The following is a 21998-nucleotide window of genomic DNA, read 5'->3' on the forward strand; positions in this document are numbered from 1 at the left end:
CAAAAAAAGCATTCCTCCCCTCATTCGCTGATGGCGCTGTTTCACTGCCGGGTCATCCAGCTCGACGTTCGCCGCGGCTCGACGCCTGGCAGCTCTGCCGCTACTCGGCGTCGACAACGTCAGCATGGCGATCGTCATGCCGCAAAAACCGTCTCAAGCATGATGCTCCGATCGGGTGCTGATCGGCGAAACGTAAAAAAAACAGTGTTTTCACTTTATTTTCAAAAGCTTATCACACAAAAAATCATTGGCGTATCCATAGAGCAACATATAACTAGCTGATTTTAAATGCTTTATACGAACGTCGCGCACCATTGTCTGTTAATGGCGACATTCCGGCCGACCATCGGTCATCCCGGAGAACGCTCACTAGAGCACGCATCCAAATAAGTTGTTGTTTTTAAAATACAAAAAGATAACTGGATCGATCCTTGCCCTCATTGCGGTCAGAACAAGGCTTTCCCGGCGTCCCTCCGACGCCCGAGGCAAGGCCGCCAATATCACAAGCGACGGCAAGGAGTGAGTTCATGAAAATCACGATTCACGGCTCGGGTTACGTAGGACTGGTCACCGGCGCCTGCCTGGCCGATGTGGGACACGACGTGATGTGTGTGGACGTCGATCAGGTCAAGGTCGCCCGCCTCAAGCGCGGTGAGGTACCGATCTACGAACCAGGCCTCGAGGATCTGATCCGCCACAATATGGAAGACGAGCGCCTGACCTTCTCCGATAGCCCGGAGGAAGGAGTGGCCCATGGCCTGTTGCAGTTCATCGCGGTGGGAACGCCCCCTGACGAGGACGGCAGCGCCGACCTGACCCACGTGCTTGGCGTGGCCCGTACCATCGGCCAGCACATGGACGGATATCGCGTCATCATCAACAAGTCCACCGTCCCGGTGGGGACCGCCGACAAGGTTCATCAGGCGGTGGCCGATACCTTGGAGGGACGCCAGGCCGAGGTCGACTTCGACGTCTGCTCCAACCCGGAATTCCTCAAGGAAGGCGCGGCTATCGAGGACTTCTCGCGGGGGGCGCGGATCGTCATCGGTACCGACAGCGACAAGGTCCGCAAGCTGATGCGCGAGTGCTATGCCCCCTACAGCCGCCAGCGCGACAAGCTGATGTTCATGGACGTGCGCAGCGCCGAACTGACCAAGTACGCCGCCAACGCCATGCTCGCCACCAAGATCAGCTTCATCAACGAAATCGCCAACCTGGCCGAGCACCTGGGTGCGGACGTCGAGCAGGTCCGCCACGGTATCGGCAGCGACCCGCGTATCGGCTACCACTTCATCTATCCCGGCTGTGGCTACGGCGGCTCCTGCTTCCCCAAGGACGTCAAGGCACTGGCTCGCACCGCCAGCGAGGTCGGCGCCCCCGCCCGCATGCTGCAGGCGGTGGAAACGGTCAACGACGCCCAGAAGACGCGGCTGTTCGACAAGCTGGAACTGGCGCTCCACGGCAACCTCAAGGGCCGCACCATCGCCCTGTGGGGACTCGCCTTCAAGCCCAACACCGACGACATGCGCGAGGCGCCGAGCCGGGTACTGATGGAACAGCTGTGGCAAGCCGGCGCCCGGGTCCAGGCCTACGACCCCGAGGCCGCCGCCGAGTGCCATCGCATCTACGGCGAGCGCTCGGACCTGTGCCTCTCCAAGCAGCGTGACGCTGCCCTGGAAGGCGCCGACGCCCTGGTCATCTGCACCGAGTGGAAGGCCTTCCGCACCGTCGACTTCGACAAGATCGCGCGCACCCTCAATCACCCGCTGGTGATCGATGGACGCAACCTCTTCTCACCCGAGGACGTCGAAGCGGCGGGTCTCGAATACTACGCCATGGGTCGCGGCGCCTCCCTGCAACACCCCCGGGTGTAAGGACGCCACCATGTCATCGCTACCCAAGCACACCTCCGTGGCCAGCAAGGCCACGGAGCTGACCACCCTGGCGCTGCTGCTGTCGCTGCTGATCGTGCTGGTCAGCGAGTTGCCCTCCGAGGTGTTCTCGCCGGCGTCGAAGAGCTTCTTCTTCGCCATTGGCGCGGTCGGAGCGTGGCGCTATTCATGGTGGTTCGTCCAGGCGCTGCGATCGGTGTGGTACAACCGCCGCGTCTTTCCACAGATGCGGGCCGAGGCCGACGCCCTGGGAGAGTCCGGCAAGCCGTCAGAGCTCTACGTGCTGTGCACCTCCTTTCGCATCGACCCCGACGTCTGTTTTCGGGTCTACGACGCGCTGATCGAGGAGACCCGGCACTATGGCGTGCCGACCACCATCTTTGCCTCGGTCTCGGACCAGACCGACGTGGACATCATCTCCCACGTGCTGCAGGAACACCGCTGGCCGTCGCATATCGAGGTCCGCTACATGTTCCAGAAGGGCGACGGCAAGCGTTCGGCCATGGCCGAGGTGCTGCGTGCGATCTCGCGCCGGGCCCCGGCCCCCGACGCCCTGCTGGTGTCCATGGACGGGGATATCCTGCTCGAGCCCGGAACCCTGGAGCGCTCGCTGTCGTTCTTCGCCCTGCGCGATGATCTCGGCGCCCTGACCACCAACAACAGCGCCATCGTCACCGGCAACGATGCCACCAAGGAGTGGTACGACCTGCGTTACGCCCAGCGTCATCTGGTGATGAGCTCGATGTCGGTGTCCGAGCGGCTGCTGGTCCTGACCGGCCGCTACAGCGCCTTCCGCGCCGACCTGGCGACCCACCCGGACTTTATCGACATGGTCGAGAACGACCACGTCGAGCATTGGCGCTTCGGCAACTTCAAGTTCCTGTCCGGGGACGACAAGTCGACCTGGTACTGGTTGCTCAAGAACGGCTGGAAGATGCTCTACCTGCCGGACGTCTACGTCTCGGGATTCGAGGAGCTGCCGGACCGCAAGCGCTTCTTTGCCTCGACCACCGACCTGATGCGTCGCTGGTACGGCAACATGCTGCGGACCAGCGGTCGCGCCATTGCCCTGGGGCCGAGGCCGATGGGGCTGTTCACCTGGTGGAGCCTGATCGACCAGCGGCTGTCCATGTGGACGACCCTGATCGGCCCTATCGTGGCGATCCTGGTGACGCTGTTCGTGCGGCCGTCGTTCATCTTCGCCTATGCCCTGTGGATCCTGTTCACCCGCGGGATCTCCACCTCGATCCTGGCCTGGCAGCGTGGTCGCTTCAGCCTTCTGTGGATCCCGCTGATCTACTACAACCAGGTCTACGGCGCCCTGCTCAAGACCTACGTGAGCTTTCGCTTCAACCGTCAGAAGTGGTCACGCCAGGGCATCTCCGCCGGCGAGCCAGGTGATGAAAAGGCGGTTCGCCGCCAGCGTCGCATGGGTCACCTGCTGCATGGCTTTCATGTGTGCCTGATGTTGTTCGTGCTGACCCTGGCCACCGGCGTACTGAAGGTACCTGACGCTACCTCGCTGAAGATCCTCGAGCGTGCAGGCCCGGTGCCCAGCGACAGTGCCGCGCTGCCTGACGCCAGTCGCTGGCTGGCCAGCCGCATCGAGGATGGCTCGGGCGAGCTGCGCCTGCCTGCCGGCGAGCTGCGGATCAGCGATCGGCTGATCGAACGCCTGGGCGCAAGCAGCATCGGCGAGGCCACCAATCTCAGCGGCAGCCCCCAGGGCACCACGCTAGAGGTCCCGCCGGCGTTGATCGACCGCCTCAAGGACGCCCAGGGGACCACTCCAGCCCCCGGCGATCTGTTGAGCTGCACCGACCAGCAGCGCTGCTCGCTTGATCTTCACGACACCAGGCTGTCGCTGAGTGACCTGCGCATCCAGGTGCAGCCACGCCACGGCTGATAGCCACGCCACGGCTGACAACGACGACACGGCCACACTTTGTCGCTGAGCCGCATGTACGGCCAGACACCGCCACGGCTCAGCGAATACTGACTTCAGGACACCGATATGAGCGATTACTTCGACGACAAGGACACCTCCACACCTCGCCACGAGCCCACACACCAGCCGGAACCCGCACCGCGCGCCGAACCCCATCTGGGCGATACGCGCTCCCAGCCGCGCCAAGAAGAGGCACCGGCAGGCTCGGGACTGGCCCATGAGCGCCGCGATGAGCGCCGCTACATCCGCGTTTCGCCGACCTTCGAGGTGCGCTTCGATGACGGCAACCGCTTCCGCGGGCTGGACCTGTCCCAGGGCGGCTTCGCCATCGAGAGCCCGCGCCCGATGCGCCAGGACGCCAGGGTGCGCGGCAGCATCGCCATCACCACCGCCAGCGGCGAGCTACTGGTACCCGTGAGCGCCCAGTGCCGCCATAGCCTGGCGCTGGAAGGTCGCGGTGGCGCACACCACGCCGGCTTCGAGATCACCGACATCTCCCCCTCCCACCTTGAGCTGCTGCGCCGCGTGGTCCGCGCCCATCTGGCCGGCCGGCCGCTGGACGTCGAGCAGATGGTCCAGGGCGAGGATGCCCAGACCCCACGCAAGCGTCGCGGCACCGGCAGCACGCCCCAGGCGGCGGCTCGTCCGCCGAGGCCCATGGGCCGCTACGTGGCGCTGTTCATTGGCTTCGCGGTGCTCGCGGTGGTCGCGGCGGCCACCGCCTATCGCAACTTCATGCTGATCGAGCCCAACTTCGCCGCTGTCACCGCGCCACGCATCGACATTCGTGCACCGAGCCCCGGCATCCTGATGGCGCACGAACTCAAGGCAGGTGACCGTGTCACACGGGACGAGCAGCTCACCCGAGTCAAGGACGTCGATCTGGAGTCCGACCTGATCCTGGCCGAGGCCGCCCAGCGCTACAACAGCCAACTGATCGAGAACCTTCAGGAAAACCTCGACGGCGCCAATGGCGGACAGGTCAGCCTGGCCAACTCCGCCGAGCCCGGCAACGGTGACGCCGTGAGCTTCGAGACGGTGTCCCCGGACATCGCTCGTGCACGTATCGATCAGTTCGAGACCGCCCGGGACTTCCAGGCGTCCAGGGTCACCGCGCTGCAGGCGCGCCAATCCCAGAACGAGATCTACAGCCCCTGCGACTGCCTGGTGGCGTGGGCGCTGTCGAGCTCCGACGGCACCTATATCAACGAAAGCGAAAAGATCATGACGCTGATGCGTACCGGCGACGACGAGGTCATGGTCGAGGCGCTGGTGCATATGGACGACATCGATCGCATCGAGCCCGATCAACTCGCCTATCTGTCGCTGCCCAACGCCTCCGGCCCGATCAGCGCTCGGGTGCGCAGCGTGGCGCTGGACATCGAGCGCCAGCCGCGCGCCGGCTTCCCGAGCTGGGTACGCCAACAGCAGAACGTCGCCAGCGTGCTGCTGGTACCGGAAAAGCCGCTGCCGGTGGAAAGCGTCGGTACTCCGGTGGACGTGCGCTTTACCGAACAGGCCCTGCTGGGCGCCACCGCCGAGTGGATCTGGCAGAGCGGCCGCCGGGTGGTCCAGCAGGCCAGCCAGCTGTTCTCGGGCATTGGTGACAACGACGCCGCCGACACCGCCGGCTGAGCCACGCTCTTTCTTTACACGTATCCGTCCCACTTGCCACGACCACCGCGGTGGTCGTGAGCCAACAGGAGATCGAACGCCATGTCGACACTGACGACGCGCCTGTCCGCCACCCTGCTGGCCATCTGCGCTACCCAACCCGCCCTGGCGGACAACGGCGCCAATGACAGCGACGCCGATCAGCAGAGCCCCGGCGTCCCCCAGGTCGCCGCCTGCTCGGCGCGCCATCCGCTGGTCGCCTCACCCGCCCCTGCGATGGGTGAGAAAAGCGCCCACGACGCCATCCGCGAAGGCTTCGACACCACCCGTACCTGGGGCACCGAGGAGAACGTCGAGCTGTTGTCGGGTCATTCGGCGACACCGGCGCTCAGGGTCCTCTATCCCGAGGACACCTCCTCGCCCGGCGACACCGACACCGGAGGCGCCGGCTTCTACACCGAGCCTTCCGCGCTCGAAGGGCGCGATCACGCCTGCCTGAGCTACCGGGTTCGCTTCGAGAGCGGGTTCAACTTCGTCAAGGGCGGCAAGCTGCCGGGGCTCTACGGCGGCGAAGCGCCCAGCGGCGGTGACGATGTCACCGGCGAGAATGGCTTCTCCATGCGCTACATGTGGCGCGAAGACGGCCAGGGTGAACTTTACGAATACGTGGTCGGCGGCGAGGGCGACTACGGCGACTCGGTGGCCCGAGGCCGCTTCACCTTCCCCACCGGTCAGTGGGTCACCCTGGAGCAGGAGATCATCCTCAACGACCCCGGCAAGGCCAACGGCATTGCCCGGGTGTGGGTCGATGGTCGGCCGGTGCTCGAGCAGACCAATCTCACCTACCGTACCGACGACGACGTGCACATCGATGGCCTGATGTTCTCGACCTTCTTCGGTGGCCACGGTGAGGACTGGCGCACCCCCAGTGACCAGCACGCCGACTTTGCCGACTTCCGTTTCTACGCCCCCCGTTCATGATCGCGGCGCCCCCAGGGGCGCCGCCAAGGAGACGCTTGATGCACCCATCCCATGGCTCATCCCCCGGTCCCCTCCCCACCCGAGGCCTGGGCCCATCGATGCCGGCATTCGAATCCGGCCGGTGCCACCACTTCGACCAACGCTCGGCAAATCCGCTCAAGCGTCTGGCACACAGAGTGATGGGATGGCCGACGGCCAGGTTGTCGGGAAAGCTGGCAACGGGCCTGACGCTCGGCCTGACGATGGGTGCCGCCCTGGTATCGTCCGCGCACGCCATGACCCTGGAAGAACGGGCCGAGCTGGACCTCAGCGACTACCGAGTGACCAGACCTGACGCCTCCTACTTCGATGTAGAGGCCCGCATGGAAACACTGGCCGACACCGACAACTCGATCCTGTTGCAGGAGCTCGATCAACTGACCAACGGACCCAGCTGCCAGCAACTGCTGGCCCAGGAGCCGATTACCACGCGCCTGCGGATCCCCGGCTATTATCCCAGCCCCAAGGAGTGGGAACTGGCATCCGAACCCCTGTTCGACTTCGAGGACAGTGTGTCGATGCTCGCCGGCTCCTTCGTGGCCACCGGCGACACCTACTACGCCGACTGCCTGGTGACCTTTCTCGATCAATGGGCCCAGCACGATGCCCTGACCGACTTCCACTACGATCCCAAGGAGCCTCAGGCCTGGTTCGCCACCGAATCGATGATCTTCGCCGCGGGCATGGCCTACTCGGTGGTGCGTCCCCGCGTCGAGGGCAGCGACCAGGCCAAGCAACGTGTCGAGCAGTGGCTCAACCGGCTCGCCCACAAGCACGCCGCCATTCAGGGGCAGCCCGGCAACAGCTGCTGCAACAACCACTTCTACCGCCGCGCCCTCTACGCCAGCATGATCGGCGTGATTACCGAGGACGATGAGCTGTTTCGCTTCGGCGTCAGCGCCATCCATTCGGCGCTCTCCGACATGACCGAGCGCGGCGCCTTTCCGCTGGAGATCGAGCGTGGTCGTCGCGCCACCCACTACCAGAACTATGCGCTGCTCTACCTGATCACCAACATGCAGGTCATCGCACGCCAGGGCTATGACATATTCGAACTCGAGATCAACGGCCATGACATCCACGACGCCGTGGACTTCGCCATGACCATCTTCAACGATCCCGAGGCGCTTGGAGACCTGGCGCCCCACGAGCAGTACACCGGCTTTCTCAAGGACAACCAGTACTTCGCCTGGATGGAGATCTATCAGAGCCGCTTCGATGACCCGCGCATCGAACGGTTCCTGGCCCAGGTGCGTCCGGTCTACAACCGCAGCGCCGGCGGTTACCAGACGTTGTACTTCATGTCACCCGAGGCGCAGCAGCACCTCGTCGTCGATGAACAGGAGCGCGAGACCACCGCCTTCGAGGGTCTCGACGACGACAGCGCGTCGCAGTGACAGCACACGATCAACCAGGAGGCCTGCTTATGATGCTCCCCCGTTTTCGCCCCCACACCGCCCAGGGCCAACGCTGGTCCCGGGCCTTTCCGCTCACCGCCTCGGTCGCCGTGGCGCTGTGGCTCGGCGGCTGCGCCGCCCCCGGTACCGAGTTCCAGAGTACCGGCGTCGACCCGCTGCCTGCCGAGTATCAGGACTTCTTCGACAAGGAGCAGCCACGCAACCCCGAATGGATGCATGACAACACCCTGGAAGAGGCGCAGCAGCTCGTCGCTGCCGGCCAGACCCGAGAGGCGATCCTCAAGCTCAAGGGGCTGGCCGCCCAGGACATACCCAAGGCCTACTACGAACTCGGCAAGATCTGGGATCAGGGCAAGGGCATCCAGGCGGACCCCGCCAAGGCCGCTGCCTACTACGAGGACGCCGTGCGCACGCCGTCCTATATCCTTGGCCACGCATCGCTCAACCTGGCCAAGCTGAGCCTGGAACAGCAGGGTGCGCCCTATCGTCCGGTACTGGCCTACTATCTGCTCGAGCAGGCCATGGAAGAGGAAATCGGCCGTGACGAAGGCGTGGTGATGGCCTCATTGCTGGCCCGCGGCGCCGAAGGCGTCGCGGCGGACCCCCAGCGCGCCCTGGCGCTGTATCGTCAGGCGGCGAACAACGGTAACCCGGATGCCATCCTGGCACTGGCCAACGCCTACGCCGAGGGTGGTTGGCTCGACACCGACAAGGCACGCTCGCGCGAGTACGCCGAGCGTTACGCCGAAGGCCTGCGCGAGCGCGCCGGCGGCGGCGATATCAAGGCGATGACCGAACTGGCTGAGCTGTACTCGGCCGACGGCCTGCTGGCCGGCAACGACGATCGCCGCCTGCACTGGCTGACCCAGGCCGCCCAGGCCGGTGACCCCGACGCGGTGGCCAAGGCGGGCCGCGAGATGCTCGACAGCGGCCGCGCCGAGCAGGGCGTGACCCTGCTGACCCAGGCGGCCGAGAACGGTGACGTCGACGCCATGGAGCGCCTGGGCCGGATTCTGCTGGAGGGCGACGGCCTCAGGGCACGGCCAATCGAGGCACGCAATTGGCTCGAAAAGGCCATCGACGAGGACTCGGTCGACGCCCGCGTGACCCTGGGTCGCGCCTTGCTGGAAGGCGATGCCCTGCCGGCGGAACCCCAGCGCGGCATCCGCCTGCTCGAGCAGGCCGCCCGACACGAGGACCCGCTGGCACTGGCGATGCTCGGCCAGGCCTACCTGGCCGATGAGGTGGTGCCGACCCAGCCGGTGATCGCCGCCCGCTATCTCGAGCGCGGACATGAGCTGGGCCATCCCTTCGCCACCGAACAGCTGGGCGCGCTCTACCTCAGCGGCCGTGGCGTGGCCACCGATCCGGCCCGGGGCGAACGGCTGTTGCGCGAGGCCATCGACCAAGGGCAGAGCGGCGCCCTGCGCACCCTCGGCGAAGCCTATCTGGCCGAGGACGGCCCCCTGCCCTATCAGCCCCGTGAGGCGGAGCGCCTGCTGACCCAGGCGGTGGAAGCCGGCGATACCAGCGCCGCCACCCGCCTGGGCGAGGCCTATCTGACTGGCGAGCTGACCGGCGAGCTGAGCCCCGAGACGACAGGCCCGAACCCCACCCAGGAACCGGGCGGCGACGCCATGGCCGTGGCCGATGGTGCTTCGACCCAGCGAGGAAATTCTCGGGTGGATCACGGACGGCGCCTTCTGGAGAACGCCGCCGAGCAGGGCGACGCCTACGCCATGGTCGTCCTCGGCCGCGCTTACCGCGACGGTACCGGGGTGAGCCGTGACCTTGCCCAGGCCACCGAGTGGCTCGAACGGGCCGAGGCCGCCGGCCATCCCTCCGCCGCCGAGGCGCTGATGCGCACCCAGCGCGATCGCGGCCAGGCCGGTGACATCCAGGCGCTGATCGCCTCTGCCCGTCAGGGCAACGTCAACTCCATGGCGGACCTGGGCCGCGCCTATCGCGACGGCCAGGGCGTCGGACGCAACCTGTCCGAGGCCAGCCGCTGGCTCGAGCGAGCCGCCCGCCAGGGTCATCCAGGCGCCGCCGCCGCGCTTGGCCGCATGTACCTCGACGGTGAAGGCGTCGCCCGCGATCCGGCCAAGGGCGCCGAACTGCTCCAGGTGGCGGTGGCCGGTGGCCACGCCGGCGCGCGTGCTGACCTCGGCGGCATGCTGCTGACCGGGAACGGCGTGGAAGCCGACCCCGAGCGGGGTCGTCGCCTGCTGAGCGAAGCCGCCGAGGCCGGCAACGAGTATGCCGCCCAGACCCTTGGCGAGGCCTACCTCGAAGGCAATGGCGTCAGCGCCGACCCGGCCGAGGCCGAGCGCTGGCTGACCCGGGCCAGCGACGCCGGCAGCCTGTCGGCACGCGCCCTGCTTGGCACCGCCCTGGTGCGAGGCGACCAGAGCCTGGCTCAGGACCCGAGCCGGGGCGAACAGCTGCTGACCAGCGCCGCCGACCAGGGACACGCCGGCGCCCAGGCCAGCCTCGGCCGCGAGTACCTGCGTGGCGAAAACCTCGAGCGGAACACCCGCCAGGGCGCCGACTACCTGCTCAAGGCCGCGCGTCAGGGCCACGAGACCGCGCGGCTGGCGCTGGCCAAGGCCTACCTGGCCGCCAATGGCCTGGAGAACGCCAACCGTGAGCAGGCGCTGGTATGGCTCGACGGGGTCATGGACGGCAACTCCCAGATGGCGTCCCAGACCCTGCACGACCTGCTCTCCGACGAGGCTACCCTGGCCGCCATGCCGGAGACCATGAACGCCGGCGGCTGACCCCTGCCCCCTGACGTCATGCCCCTGGCGTCACGCCCCAGGCGCCATGTGCCCACTAACTGGCACATGGCGCCCTGGGTTACCTCACGGCTTCTCATGCCCGCAGCTTCACCGTCGCCTGAGTCCCCCTGAGTCTTCTCCCGCTCGCCTTTCCAGGCGCTCACCATCTTGCCCGCACTGCGCCCTTGCCTGCGTGCTGCCCGCCTTCACCTGGCTTTTTCGGGGCGGCCCTTTTGGATACCTCGACAAACACAGCTAAAGTGCTGAGACGACAGCCTCGGCGCCCGTGCGCCCTGACAGGAGACCACCATGAGCTATCGTCCCGCCGAAGACCGTTACGAACGCATGCGCTATCACCGCTGCGGTCGCAGTGGCCTCAAGCTGCCCGCCCTGTCCCTCGGGCTGTGGCACAACTTCGGCCACAACGCCCATGAAGACAACGCTCGCGAGATCTGCCGTACCGCCTTCGATCACGGCATTACCCACTTCGACCTGGCCAATAACTATGGCCCGCCGCCTGGCAGCGCCGAGTCCATGTTCGGGCGCATCCTCAAGACCGACTTCGCCGGCCACCGCGATGAACTGATCATCTCCACCAAGGCGGGCTATAACATGTGGCCTGGCCCCTACGGCGAGTGGGGCAGCCGCAAGTATCTGCTGTCGAGCCTCGACCAGAGTCTCAAGCGCCTGGATCTGGACTACGTCGACATCTTCTACTCTCACCGCTTCGATCCCGAGACACCGCTGGAAGAAACCATGGGCGCGCTGGACCAGGCGGTACGCTCGGGCAAGGCGCTCTACGCCGGTATCTCGTCGTACAGCCCTGAGCGCACCCGCGAGGCCGCTCGCCTGCTGCGCGAACTGGGGACCCCCTGCCTGATCCACCAGCCCAGCTACTCGATGATCAACCGCTGGATCGAGGACGACGGGCTGCTCGATGTGCTGGACGATGAAGGCATCGGCTCGATCGTCTTCTCGCCACTGGCCCAGGGCCTTTTGACCGCCAAGTACCTGGGTGGGGTGCCTGACGACAGCCGTCTTGCTCGCGGTGGTGCGATCCGCGAACAGCACCTGTCCGACGACAACCTCGAGCGTGTCAGGGCGCTCAACGCCATCGCCGAGCGGCGTGGCCAGAGTCTGGCGCAGATGGCGATTGCCTGGGTGCTGCGCGGCGGCCGCGTGACCAGCGCCCTGATCGGCGCCAGCCGCCCCGATCAGGTCAGCGACTGCGTCGAGGCCCTGGACAACCTCGACTTCAGCGACGAGGAGCTGGCCGACATCGACCGCTACGCGGTGGATGGTGGGGTCAATCTATGGGCCCAGTCCTCCAAGGCCTAGGGCTTGTCTGAAAAGTGCCTGCGCTCGTCGACTTTTCGGACAGTGCCTCGGCAAGCCAGCTCGGCAAGCCAGAAAGCATCAAGCCTGCCGCGCACACCGAAACTGCGCCTGCGCTCGATCACAAGGTGACCAGTTGCACCCCGCTGCAACACACCAGTGACTTGTCGCCAAGATCGGGCCAGGCCTCGCGCGTATAGGCGTAGATCTGGATGTCCAGGGTGCTCTTGCCGGCGTGCAGATGGCGCTTCAGGGCCTGGGTCACCGGTACCCGCTTGAACGCCGGTGTCATCGGATGGGAAGGCCGGGTATCGAAACGTCTGAGACCATCCGGGCCATGGCAGTGTCCTGGCGAGCCCCAGCATTCGGCGTGGCCGAACAGCGCAAAGGTGCCGGCATAGCCCCGGCTTTGCGGGGTCACCCTGGCCGGCAGGCGCGCGCTGAAGAAGAGCCAGGCGGTGTAGCTGGGGCGCAGGTGGTGGATGCCATAAAGCTCGACGAAGGCTTCCTCGAACTCATCGGCGCGAAGCGCGCCCAGGTCGAGCCGCGGCAGGCGATAGCGTTGCTCGATCATCAGGTCTCCTCCAGACCGCTGCCGGCCAGGGTCAGGTCCGCCACCGAACGGGCATACTCGTAGCCCAGCGACTGGACATTGAGCACTTCACCGACGGTCAGGCCGAAGGGTTCCAGCACGATATCCTCGAGCCCCGGGGGAAAGTTGGTGATGCCGTGGCGCTTCTGCCACAGCGACCAGAGCCGGTCGATCATGCAGTGGTGAGAATAAAAGATCGGATCATAGGCGGCGTAGGTGGTGCTGGCCATGGTCGCACCGACATAGACGTGGAGCTGATCATGCACCGTCTCGATCAGGTCGTTGAACTGCTCGAAGGTGTCCACCCGCTCCACCAGGAAGGCCGCGATCTCGCCCAGCGTCGCCCGGCCATCGCCGTTCACGTCGGCCACTGGAAAGGAAAACACCGGCAACAGGCCGTCGGGATTGCGCTCGGTGACCAGGTCCACCGGTTCGGGCACCTGGGGGGGATAAAGCTGGATGCGCGAGGAGTGAAGCGGATTCTCCTCGCCATCGATCAGCGCAACATCGAAGGCCTCGGGAATGCCCTCGCCTTCGGTCCAGTCCCACCAGGGGATCGAGACCTCTTCATCGATATCCTGCAGCGACTGCTCCAGGCGATGGAGGTAGGCTCGGTGCCAGGGCAGAAACAGCCTGGCGCTAAGGCTGGTGCGAGGCGAGAACTGATGATGCCAGCACCAGCGCCCCGGGGCGCCATGGATGCCGGCGTAGTGGTAGAAGCCTCGATTATCCTGTCGAGCCTTGGACGCGCCCAGTGCAGCGATGTAGCGGCGCATGTGCACACGCTCGACAGCTTCCACCGGCAGGCGATACATCATCTGACCCGACATGCTTCCCCCTTGCCGTCGCTGTCGACGGCAGTCCCGGGAGCCGAAGGACGATTATCCCTGGCTCGTTTCAGCCTAGTTCAGTCCACAGGGCTCGGCCACGCCGCCGTTCGCCCTCATTACCGGCCAGCCAGCCGGCTCGGCTCGCCCCCGAGACATCGTCCTGATGGTCCCAGCCTGCACGGAGCGACCGCCCGTTATTGAGCAATTACTCAAAATGCGTTTGAATGGCGTCCACCCACGACATCACCGAATCGTCCCGCGCCCTTCCAAGGAGTCCCCATGGCAAGCGTCACCAATCGAACCCTGCTGGATCTGGGGCGGCTGACCGCCAACCTGGTCACCTACCCCGAAGGCCACAGCGTCTATCGCCACAACGACCCCATGGGTGGCGGCCGCTACTACAAGCTGAACCTCATCCTGAAGGCCCCTCGGGCCGGCGGGGTATTCGAGACCGAAAAGGTGATCTTCAACCTGTTCGACCGGGTGATCCTGTTTCGTCCCGACCTCTACCAGCACAGCGTCTCGAAAATCGAAAAGGGCAAGCGGGTGCTGTTGAGTATTGCCCTGCACACCCCCTAAGCCTACGGCTTGCGCCCCCACCGAAGGCTCTGACCTGAGGCGTTGTCGTTGGCGTTGGCGTTGGAGTTGGCGCGACACGCCTATCGAAAATGCACGAAAGGTGCGCCTTAGGCCGGTGCAAGCGTAGCCCTGGCCTCGGACCTGGGCCTGCTCGATCATCCCCCCCTGCTCGGCTGAACGCCCCCGCCACCTACCGACCAAACTGTTGGCGATCCCCGGCGCCTCACCCCAGGGCCGGCCCCCGGCATCCTGCCCCAGGCTTCGTCAGCCATGCCAACAGGAGGCGTCAGCTGTGACCACCACCCTCGTTCAGGCGGAAATCGCCGCCAATCGCTTTGGCCTCGGCGCGGGGCCAGGTGAGCTTGCCGAGATCGCCAAGGACCCCCAGGGCTGGGTGCTGGCGCAGATCGACGAGGCCGAACGAGCGCCACTGATCGAGCCTCTCGCCGCCCTGCCATCCACCATCACCTACCTGGAGCGCTTTGATCGCTTTCGCCGCGACCACGCGGCCGCCCGTCGACGCATGAGCGAGGCCGCCGCCAATGACAAGCCCACACAGAGCCTGCCGACCCTGCTCGAGCGTTTTGGCGCGATGAAACAGGCCGAGATCCAGGCCAGGGGGCGCCAGCAGTGTCTGAGTCCGTTTCCGGTACTCGAGCGCTGGGTGATGTTCTGGAGCAACCACTTCACCGTGTCCGCCGACCGCGGCGGCGTACAGTTGCTGCCCGGGGCCTTCGAGCGCGAGGCCATCCGGCCCTATGTGTCGGGTAGCTTTTCGGCCATGTTGCTGGGCGTCGAGCAGCATCCGGCCATGCTGCTCTATCTCGACAATGCAGCGTCGGTGGGCCCCGATTCGCCGCTGGCCAGAAGTGCCAGAGCCTCTGCCGGACGGCTCGGGCTCAACGAGAACCTGGCGCGGGAAATCCTGGAGCTGCATACCCTCGGCGTCGACGGCCCCTATCAACAGCAGGACGTGATCGAACTGGCCAGGGCCATCACCGGATGGCGGACACGGCTCGAACTGCCGCCATCGACCGAGGCGCCGGCCCTCGGACCCTACGGCAGCCTGTTTCATGGCGCGGCCCATCAAGGCGGCGAGCGAGAACTGCTGGGGCGGCGCTTCGCTGCAGGCGGGGCCAGGCAGGGGCGTGACATGCTGCGCTTTGTGGCCGGCCAGGAGGCCACCGCAACCTTTGTCGCCACCAAGCTTGCCCGTCACTTTGTCGCCGACGATCCACCCGGTGAGCTGGTATCGGCCTTGGCCTCCACCTTCCAGCGCGAGAACGGTCGCCTGTCGGCGCTGTTTCGCACCCTGTTCAGCCACCCCCAGGCGTGGCAGCCGCAAGCGCTCAAGTTTCGCCGTCCGCAGGAATATCTCGTCGCGCTCTATCGCGCCCTGGGCAAGGCACCCTCGCCCGATGGCAGTGACTGGGGCCAGCAGCTTCGCCTGCTGGGCCAGCCACCTTTTCTCGCCGGCGCCCCGGCCGGATGGAGCGATGATGCCAACGACTGGATCGGTGCCGACGCCTTGAACAAGCGACTGCTGGTGGCCCAGCGCCACGCCGGTGACGCCAGCGGCGAAGCCATGGAGCTGGCCCAGCAGAGCCTGGGCCCTCGCCTGCGTGAAGCCACCGCCGTGGCGCTCAGTCAGGCGCCCCGCAACCAGGCGCTCGCCATGGTGCTGGCAAGCCCCGAGTTTCAGTGGCGCTGAGCGCCGTCGCGACACCACCCAATGGAATCCGCCATGTTCAACCGACGCGAGTTTCTCAAGGCACTGGGCGCAGGCACCAGCCTGCTGCTGTGGCCCTCGCTGGCTGCGGCCGACTCCCCGCTCGGCAAGCGCCGCCTGGTCGTCGTGCTGCTGCGCGGTGCCCTCGATGGCCTCGCCGCCGTCCCCTGCGACAGCGACCCCGCCTACCAGCGCTTGCGCGGTAGCCTGGCATCGCAGGAAGGAGTCGTTGCACCACGACTGGACGGGACCTTTTCGCTGCATCCGTCACTGGCCTTCTGCCACCGTCTCTACCAGGCCGGCGACTTCGCCGTGGTTCACGCCTGCGGACTGCCCTATCAGGGACGCTCGCACTTCGACGCCCAGGAGTGCCTGGAAAACGGCACCGCCACCCCCACAGGAAGCCGCACCGGCTGGCTGAATCGTGCGGTGGGCAGCCTAGGCGACACCCAGGGACTGGGCCTCACCTCCTCCCGCCCGTTGTTGATCCGTGGGCCGGCCCCCTTCGCCACCTGGTCGCCGTCGGCGCACGGCACCACCCAGCCGTCACTGGCCCAGCGGGTCGCCGCGCTCTATCGACAGGATCCCCGGCTGGGCCCGGTGTTCGAACGCGCCCTGGCGATGCAGCAGATGGCCCCCACCGATATCGACAGCGGTGGCCTCCTGAAGGACACCCTGGCGGCGGCAGCACAGTTCCTGGCCGTCGCGGATGGCCCCCAGATCGCCATGGTGGAAGACGACGGCTGGGACACCCACGCTCGCCAGAATGCGGTGCTGTCACGCAAGCTTGAACAGCTGGATAGCGGGCTTGCAGCGCTGCAAGGCAAGCTCGGCGAACGCTGGCAGCACACCGCCGTAGTGGTCATCACCGAGTTTGGCCGCACGGTGGCCGTCAACGGCACCGGTGGCACCGATCATGGCACCGCCAGCTGCATCCTGCTGGCCGGTGGCGCCATTCGGGGGGGGCGCGTCCACGGCCAGTGGCCGGGGCTCGCCCGGTTGCGTGACGACCGTGATCTGATCGCCGCCCAGGACACCCGCGCCGTCCTCAAGGGTGTGCTGCGCGACCACCTTGGCCTCGATCTCGATCCCCTGGCCGAGCAGGTCTTTCCCGACAGCCGGCAGGTGGCCCCTCTAGCAGGCCTGATTGGCTAAGCGGTTGGCCCGAACTGACCGGCCCGAACTGACTCACTGAGCCAGCGTCGATAGCCTGGTTTTACCAGGCTGGGAAAGGGTCATCCGAGTCGACCCAGGCGTCCATGCCGAGGGCCAGCTCCGATTCGCTCAGCAGGCACTCATCCAGGGCCTGGCGAATGCGATGCTCCGCCAGGTTCTGGCCGATGAACACCAGTTCCTGGCGCATGTCACCGAAGGGCTCCTGCCATTTGGCCAGAATCGCCTCGCGATACTCCGGGTCCTCGGGCCACTGCTCCTCGGGTACCGCCCGCCAGAAGCGACCCGCCAGGCCGTGGTGAGCGATGCCTCCCGCCTGACTCCACTGACCGGCGAACTGAGGACGGCTGGCAAGCCAGAAGAACCCCTTGGAGCGCAGCAAGGTGCCACCGAACCAGTCGCCATGCAGCAGTTCATGAAACCTGCGCGGATGGAAGGGGCGGCGCGCCTCATAGGCAAAACTCGAGATACCGTACTCCTCGGTTTCCGGCACATGCTCACCGCGCAGCTCCTTGAGCCAGCCCGGCGCCCGCTGGGCCCGCTCGAAGCTGAAGCGTCCGGTATCCAGCACCCGCGACAGCGCCACCTCGCCCTGGACCATGTGGACGATGTCGGCCTCGGGATTGAGGGCGCGCAGTACCGCCTCGACCTCCGCCAGTTGCTGCGCCGAGATCAGGTCGCACTTGCTGATCGCCAGCACATCGCAGAACTCGATCTGGTCCACCAGCAGGTCCGCAACATTGCGCTCATCGTCCTCGCCCAGCGACTCCCCCGCCTCCTTGAGGGAGCGGGCTTCAGCGTACTGGCTCAGAAAATTGGCGCCATCGACCACGGTGACCAGGGTATCGAGTCTGGCGATCTCGGACAGGCACTGACCGTCCTCATCGGCGAAGGTAAAGGTCTCCGCCACCGGCAGGGGTTCAGAGATCCCGGTGGATTCGATCACCAGGCTGTCGAAGCGCCCCTCCTCGGCCAGCCTGCGGACCTCGATCAACAGGTCCTCGCGCAGGGTGCAGCAGATACAGCCGTTGCTCATCTCCACCAGGCGCTCTTCGGCGCGGTTCAGCGTGACCCCGTCCTCCAGCTCGTCTGATGCCACTGGCCCACCGCGCACCAGAGCGGCGTCGATATTGACCTCGCTCATGTCGTTGACGATGACCGCGACCCGACGCCCCTGGCGATTGGCCAGAAGGTGATTCAGCAAGGTGGTCTTGCCGGCTCCCAGAAAGCCTGACAGTACCGTGACCGGCAACCTGGCATCATTCATGAACCTGTTCTCCCCATGTGCGCTCGCAAAGGAAAGCCCCTCTCTGCACGAGGCGCTTTCCTTGTTTTAAATGTTACGTTATAACATTGTAAACACATCCCATGGAGACGCCAAGATGTCGCTGTCCAGCTCACTGTCCACCTGCGTCGACGGGGACGCCCCGACCGCGTCTTGCGAGTCGCAGTCAAGTGTCCACTGGGCCCAGGGTATCGATGCCTCGATCCTGCCGCGCATCTTCGAGCAAGGCATCACCATCGCGGTGATGCAGCGCGCGCTGTCCCCCAGCCTGGAACGCAGCATCCAGGCACAGTGCGATACCGAGCGTCGCTGGAGTTTTCAGTGGCTGGGAGTTCCCGACGCCGCCATGAAGCGAGAACTCCGGCGCAGCATGCCCGCCCCGGAGCAAGCCTGCCCCCTGGTAGACGACGTCGTGCTGTTGACCCAGGCCATGGCGATGCTGTTTGACACCGACACTCTGGGAATACGGCTGCGCCTGCTGGACAGCGCCATGTGTCCACGCTTTCACTGCGACAAGTTGCCGGTGCGACTGGTCACCAGCTATCGGGGGCCGGGCAGCGAATGGCTGCCCGAGTCTGCGGTCAATCGCGCCGGGCTCGGTGCGCCTTCGCCGGACAAGCCCGAGACGCTTCGCCAGGCCCATGCCATTCAGCGGCTGGGCACCGGCGACCTGGCACTGTTGAAGGGAGACGGCTGGAGCGGCAACGAGGGCCGCGGACTGGTACATCGCAGCCCGGCGCAGCAGGCAGGGGAGACGCGCCTTTTGTTGACCATCGATCCGAGCTGAGTCGAGCGGCCGCCGACGCTTTGCCAGGGGCGTGGCGGCCGCCGGCGCACGCAACGCGTGGTCAGTGGATCTTGAGGCGTGGCCCGACCGAGCGGCCGAGGACGTCGCTCAGCGCCTCGGCGGTACCCTTGAGCGGCCCCAGCAGGATGAACTGGTGCTGGCGCTGCAGTCCCTGGTAGGCCGCCCGCGCGAGTCGCCCGCGCAACTGGACGTCATCGGCGAACCAGCCTTTCACTTCGCCGACGCTGCCGGCCTCACCCAGCGACAGCAGGGTACCCTTGTCCTCGTAGACGAAGGGCGCCGGCGTTTCCCCCGCGAGAAAACGCGGCAACTCCTTGGCCAGATGTTCTGCCTGCTCGCTGGCCGCCTGGGCGGTGGGCGGTGCGGGCTCGTCGTCGATAACCGAGCAGTCACCCAGCGCAAAGACGTGATCACTGTCGACACTCTGCAGGGTCGGCTTCACCCGCCACTGGCGCTTCTTGTTGGTCGCCAGCGCGTCGATCGAATCGGCCACCGGCGGCCCCACGCGACCGGCCGCCCAGATGGTCAGGTCCGCCGGAAACTCGTCGCCGCCATCGGTGGTCAGACGGTCGCGATCGACGCGACTGACCTGTTGTTCGGTATGGATGTCGATGCCGACATTCAAAAGGCGCTTGCGGATGGACTGGCGCACCTCATCCTCCATGCCCGGCATGAAGGTATCAGTCGCCTCCAGCAGGGTCACCTTGACCCTGGGCTGGCACTCTCGTGGGGCCACACTCGAGGCCCGCGCCTCGGTGGCCAGCAGCCCTGCCAGTTCCACCCCGGTGGCCCCTGAACCGACGATGGCGATATGGAAGGGATCACTGCGCTGCCCGGCGCGATGCGCCAGCAGACCCGTCGAGAAGCGCTCGAACAGTCGCTCGGCGTCGGCCTCGCTGTCGAGCATCAGGGCATGCTCGAGCACGCCCTCCACGCCCATGTCCGGGGTCACCCCGCCAATCGCCAGCACCACCGCCTGGTAGCCGATGCAGCGACCGGGCACCCTCACCCGACCGTCGTCTTCGGGCCACTCGGCCAGGGTCAGGGTACGCGCCTCGGGATCGATGTCCGCGAGTTCACCGCGCTCGAAGCCAAACCCCCAGTGCTCGGCGAGTCCTGCGTAGTCCAGCTCATCGACCTCGCCACGCCGAAAACCGGCGGCAAGCTCATGCAACCGCGGTTTCCACACATGGGTGGCGCTACGGTCGATCAGCAATACGTCCTTATGGCCTGCCTTGGCCAGCCGGATGGCAAGCTCGAGGCCGCCGGCACCACCACCTACGATCACCACGCCTTCACTGCGAACGTTCATGGGACCTCCTGTCATCGCCCCTGCGGGGGATCCACAGGGACGTCCGGTGTCGATTCGTCCCCACCCTACCACTCCGAGCCCGGCTTGAGGACATGCTCGTTGCAGCGTAGTTTGGGGAGGTCGGAAACGGAACTTCTTCAGGAGATTGCCCCTATGCACACCCCTGAGAACCAGCTGATGACTGACCATGCCTATCTTGGCGGACGTTGGGTCGAGGCCAGTGACGGCAAGACCCGGGAGGTCGAAGACCCGGCCACCGAAAAGACCATCGGCAAGGTGCCCCAGCTGACCGAAGACCAGTTGGGCGAGGCCATCGATGCCGCCAGTCAGGCCTTCGAGCGCTGGCGTGACACCCCCGCCCTAGAGCGCGCCGACGCGCTGATGGCCTGGTACCAGGCGATGCAGGACAACGCCGAGGCGCTGGCCCGCCTGATGACCCTGGAGCAAGGCAAGCCCCTGGCCGAGGCCCGTGGCGAGGTCGATTACGCCGCCAGCTTCCTGCGCTGGTTTGCCGGCCAGGCGCGACGCATCGCCGGTGATACCCTGGCCTCGGATGACCCCGACATCTCGCTTGGCACGCTGCGCCAGCCGGTCGGCGTGGTGGCCATCATTACCCCCTGGAACTTCCCGCTGGCGATGATTACCCGCAAGGTCGGGGCCGCGCTGGCAGCGGGCTGCACCACCCTGGTCAATCCAGCAAGCCAGACCCCTTTCTGCGCACTTGCCCTGGCCAGACTGGCCGAACAGGCCGGGCTCAACCGGGGCGAGTTCAATGTCCTCACCTGCCCCGGCAAGCGCTTTTCCGAAAAGGTCTGTGACGACAATCGCGTTCGCGCGCTGTCGTTCACCGGCTCCACCGAGGTCGGCCGGACGCTGCTGGCTCAGGCCGCCGACACGGTCAAGCGCAGCGCCATGGAGCTGGGTGGCAACGCCCCTTTCATCGTCTGCGAGGACGCCGACCTGGACGCCGCCGTGGAAGGCGCCATCGCCGCCCGCTTCCAGACCAGCGGCCAGGACTGCGTGGCGGCCAACCGCCTGTTCGTCCACCGTTCTCTCTACGACACCTTCATCGAGCGCTTCACCCAGCGCATGAATGACATGCCGGTGGGCAACGGCTTCGATGAGGACAGCAAGATCGGCCCGCTGATCAACCGCGACGCGGTGGCCAAGGCCCGCGAACTGGTAGAGGACGCCAGATCCCGGGGGGCGCGCGTGCTCGGTCGCGGCCAGGGCCAGGCCCCAGGGCCACGCTTCTTCATGCCGACCCTGGTGGCCGGCTTCACCGATGATATGCGCATCGCCAGTGAAGAATCCTTCGCGCCCCTCGCCCCGGTGCGCGCCTTCGACAGCGATGACGAGGCCATCGCCGCTGCCAACGACACGGTCTACGGTCTGGCCGCCTACGTCTATGCCAGCGACCATCAGCGCATCCGTCGCTACCAGCAACGTCTGGAAGTCGGCATGGTCGGTACCAACACCATGGATATCACCGGGCCCCAGGTCCCCTTTGGCGGCGTCAAGCAGTCCGGCCTCGGTCGTGAAGGCGGCCTCGAGGGCATGGAGGAATACCTCGAGACCAAGTACCTGTGCACCGCCCATGGCTAGCGTGTACACACCCTGAGTCCCCCGGGAGAAGCGCAGCCTTCTCCCGGGGAGCACGGTTATCTACTGCGACCCCGTCCC

At 66.1% G+C, this 21998-nt stretch carries 16 protein-coding genes; 12 read left to right on the top strand and 4 right to left on the bottom strand.

Annotation, left to right across the window (positions count from 1 at the left end; genetic code table 11):
* Positions 1 to 527: 527 nt before the first annotated feature.
* From KUV74_RS05620 to mgrA, 7 genes are all read left to right on the top strand, one after another.
* Positions 528 to 1874: a UDP-glucose dehydrogenase family protein gene (locus KUV74_RS05620; protein ID WP_108450058.1), complete on the top strand. Its 1347-nt coding sequence runs from the start codon at positions 528 to 530 to the stop codon at positions 1872 to 1874.
* A gap of 10 nt (positions 1875 to 1884) precedes the next feature.
* Positions 1885 to 3798 (top strand): glycosyltransferase, encoded by a 1914-nt coding sequence (locus KUV74_RS05625; protein WP_213231479.1) that lies wholly within the window; start codon positions 1885 to 1887, stop codon positions 3796 to 3798.
* Positions 3799 to 3906: 108 nt separating this feature from the next.
* Positions 3907 to 5475, top strand: coding sequence for a PilZ domain-containing protein (locus KUV74_RS05630; RefSeq protein ID WP_124803043.1), 1569 nt, complete (start codon positions 3907 to 3909; stop codon positions 5473 to 5475).
* An 81-nt stretch (positions 5476 to 5556) separates the two neighbouring features.
* Positions 5557 to 6435, top strand: a complete 879-nt coding sequence (locus KUV74_RS05635) for a polysaccharide lyase (protein WP_222515845.1) — start codon at positions 5557 to 5559, stop codon at positions 6433 to 6435.
* Between the two features lie 179 nt (positions 6436 to 6614).
* Positions 6615 to 7871, top strand: a complete 1257-nt coding sequence (locus KUV74_RS05640; protein ID WP_083970380.1) for an alginate lyase family protein — start codon at positions 6615 to 6617, stop codon at positions 7869 to 7871.
* A gap of 29 nt (positions 7872 to 7900) precedes the next feature.
* Positions 7901 to 10672 carry a tetratricopeptide repeat protein gene (locus tag KUV74_RS05645; RefSeq protein ID WP_261395146.1) on the top strand — a complete coding sequence of 924 codons (2772 nt, stop codon included), beginning with the start codon at positions 7901 to 7903 and terminating at the stop codon, positions 10670 to 10672.
* Positions 10673 to 10981: 309 nt separating this feature from the next.
* Entirely contained in the window at positions 10982 to 12010 is a 1029-nt protein-coding gene (mgrA, locus tag KUV74_RS05650) for an L-glyceraldehyde 3-phosphate reductase (RefSeq protein WP_124803047.1), read from the top strand.
* 118 nt (positions 12011 to 12128) lie between these two features.
* On the opposite strand, the gene KUV74_RS05655 is transcribed toward mgrA, so the two are convergent.
* Positions 12129 to 12581 (bottom strand): hypothetical protein, encoded by a 453-nt coding sequence (locus tag KUV74_RS05655; protein ID WP_222515846.1) that lies wholly within the window; start codon positions 12579 to 12581, stop codon positions 12129 to 12131.
* Positions 12581 to 13429, bottom strand: a complete 849-nt coding sequence (locus KUV74_RS05660) for a tyrosinase family protein (RefSeq protein ID WP_222515847.1) — start codon at positions 13427 to 13429, stop codon at positions 12581 to 12583. Before KUV74_RS05660 ends, KUV74_RS05655 begins: the two co-directional genes overlap by 1 nt.
* Positions 13430 to 13708: 279 nt before the next feature.
* On the opposite strand from KUV74_RS05660, the gene KUV74_RS05665 reads away from it, so the two are divergent.
* From KUV74_RS05665 to KUV74_RS05675, 3 genes are all read left to right on the top strand, one after another.
* Positions 13709 to 14008 carry a 2OG-Fe(II) oxygenase gene (locus KUV74_RS05665; RefSeq protein ID WP_124803051.1) on the top strand — a complete coding sequence of 100 codons (300 nt, stop codon included), beginning with the start codon at positions 13709 to 13711 and terminating at the stop codon, positions 14006 to 14008.
* A gap of 292 nt (positions 14009 to 14300) precedes the next feature.
* Complete coding sequence (locus KUV74_RS05670; RefSeq protein WP_222515848.1) at positions 14301 to 15719, top strand: DUF1800 family protein; 1419 nt, start codon at positions 14301 to 14303, stop codon at positions 15717 to 15719.
* Between the two features lie 33 nt (positions 15720 to 15752).
* Positions 15753 to 16892: a DUF1501 domain-containing protein gene (locus KUV74_RS05675; protein WP_222515849.1), complete on the top strand. Its 1140-nt coding sequence runs from the start codon at positions 15753 to 15755 to the stop codon at positions 16890 to 16892.
* A gap of 61 nt (positions 16893 to 16953) precedes the next feature.
* Here the strand turns inward: KUV74_RS05675 and zigA are convergent, their stop codons facing one another.
* Entirely contained in the window at positions 16954 to 18177 is a 1224-nt protein-coding gene (zigA, locus tag KUV74_RS05680; RefSeq protein WP_108450064.1) for a zinc metallochaperone GTPase ZigA, read from the bottom strand.
* A 115-nt stretch (positions 18178 to 18292) separates the two neighbouring features.
* On the opposite strand from zigA, the gene KUV74_RS05685 reads away from it, so the two are divergent.
* Positions 18293 to 18982, top strand: coding sequence for a DUF1826 domain-containing protein (locus tag KUV74_RS05685; RefSeq protein ID WP_108450065.1), 690 nt, complete (start codon positions 18293 to 18295; stop codon positions 18980 to 18982).
* Positions 18983 to 19043: 61 nt separating this feature from the next.
* On the opposite strand, the gene KUV74_RS05690 is transcribed toward KUV74_RS05685, so the two are convergent.
* Positions 19044 to 20315 (bottom strand): NAD(P)/FAD-dependent oxidoreductase, encoded by a 1272-nt coding sequence (locus tag KUV74_RS05690; protein ID WP_162816542.1) that lies wholly within the window; start codon positions 20313 to 20315, stop codon positions 19044 to 19046.
* 153 nt (positions 20316 to 20468) lie between these two features.
* On the opposite strand from KUV74_RS05690, the gene KUV74_RS05695 reads away from it, so the two are divergent.
* Positions 20469 to 21920 carry an NAD-dependent succinate-semialdehyde dehydrogenase gene (locus KUV74_RS05695; protein ID WP_222515850.1) on the top strand — a complete coding sequence of 484 codons (1452 nt, stop codon included), beginning with the start codon at positions 20469 to 20471 and terminating at the stop codon, positions 21918 to 21920.
* Positions 21921 to 21998 lie beyond the last annotated feature (78 nt).

Origin of the sequence: Halomonas sp. DP1Y21-3 (assembly GCF_019801245.1) — a bacterium.
Classification (GTDB): Bacteria; Pseudomonadota; Gammaproteobacteria; order Pseudomonadales; family Halomonadaceae; genus Halomonas; species Halomonas litopenaei.

What these genes read in the sequence shown, in the direction of transcription:
- KUV74_RS05685 (WP_108450065.1), top strand. Translation starts at nt 18,293, where the DNA reads ATGTCGCTGTCCAGCTCACTGTCCACCTGCGTCGACGGGGACGCCCCG.
- KUV74_RS05655 (WP_222515846.1), bottom strand. Translation starts at nt 12,581, where the DNA reads ATGATCGAGCAACGCTATCGCCTGCCGCGGCTCGACCTGGGCGCGCTT.
- KUV74_RS05640 (WP_083970380.1), top strand. Translation starts at nt 6,615, where the DNA reads ATGGGATGGCCGACGGCCAGGTTGTCGGGAAAGCTGGCAACGGGCCTG.
- mgrA (WP_124803047.1), top strand. Translation starts at nt 10,982, where the DNA reads ATGAGCTATCGTCCCGCCGAAGACCGTTACGAACGCATGCGCTATCAC.
- KUV74_RS05660 (WP_222515847.1), bottom strand. Translation starts at nt 13,429, where the DNA reads ATGTCGGGTCAGATGATGTATCGCCTGCCGGTGGAAGCTGTCGAGCGT.
- KUV74_RS05625 (WP_213231479.1), top strand. Translation starts at nt 1,885, where the DNA reads ATGTCATCGCTACCCAAGCACACCTCCGTGGCCAGCAAGGCCACGGAG.
- KUV74_RS05675 (WP_222515849.1), top strand. Translation starts at nt 15,753, where the DNA reads ATGTTCAACCGACGCGAGTTTCTCAAGGCACTGGGCGCAGGCACCAGC.
- zigA (WP_108450064.1), bottom strand. Translation starts at nt 18,177, where the DNA reads ATGAATGATGCCAGGTTGCCGGTCACGGTACTGTCAGGCTTTCTGGGA.
- KUV74_RS05665 (WP_124803051.1), top strand. Translation starts at nt 13,709, where the DNA reads ATGGCAAGCGTCACCAATCGAACCCTGCTGGATCTGGGGCGGCTGACC.
- KUV74_RS05695 (WP_222515850.1), top strand. Translation starts at nt 20,469, where the DNA reads ATGCACACCCCTGAGAACCAGCTGATGACTGACCATGCCTATCTTGGC.
- KUV74_RS05620 (WP_108450058.1), top strand. Translation starts at nt 528, where the DNA reads ATGAAAATCACGATTCACGGCTCGGGTTACGTAGGACTGGTCACCGGC.
- KUV74_RS05630 (WP_124803043.1), top strand. Translation starts at nt 3,907, where the DNA reads ATGAGCGATTACTTCGACGACAAGGACACCTCCACACCTCGCCACGAG.
- KUV74_RS05635 (WP_222515845.1), top strand. Translation starts at nt 5,557, where the DNA reads ATGTCGACACTGACGACGCGCCTGTCCGCCACCCTGCTGGCCATCTGC.
- KUV74_RS05645 (WP_261395146.1), top strand. Translation starts at nt 7,901, where the DNA reads ATGATGCTCCCCCGTTTTCGCCCCCACACCGCCCAGGGCCAACGCTGG.
- KUV74_RS05690 (WP_162816542.1), bottom strand. Translation starts at nt 20,315, where the DNA reads ATGAACGTTCGCAGTGAAGGCGTGGTGATCGTAGGTGGTGGTGCCGGC.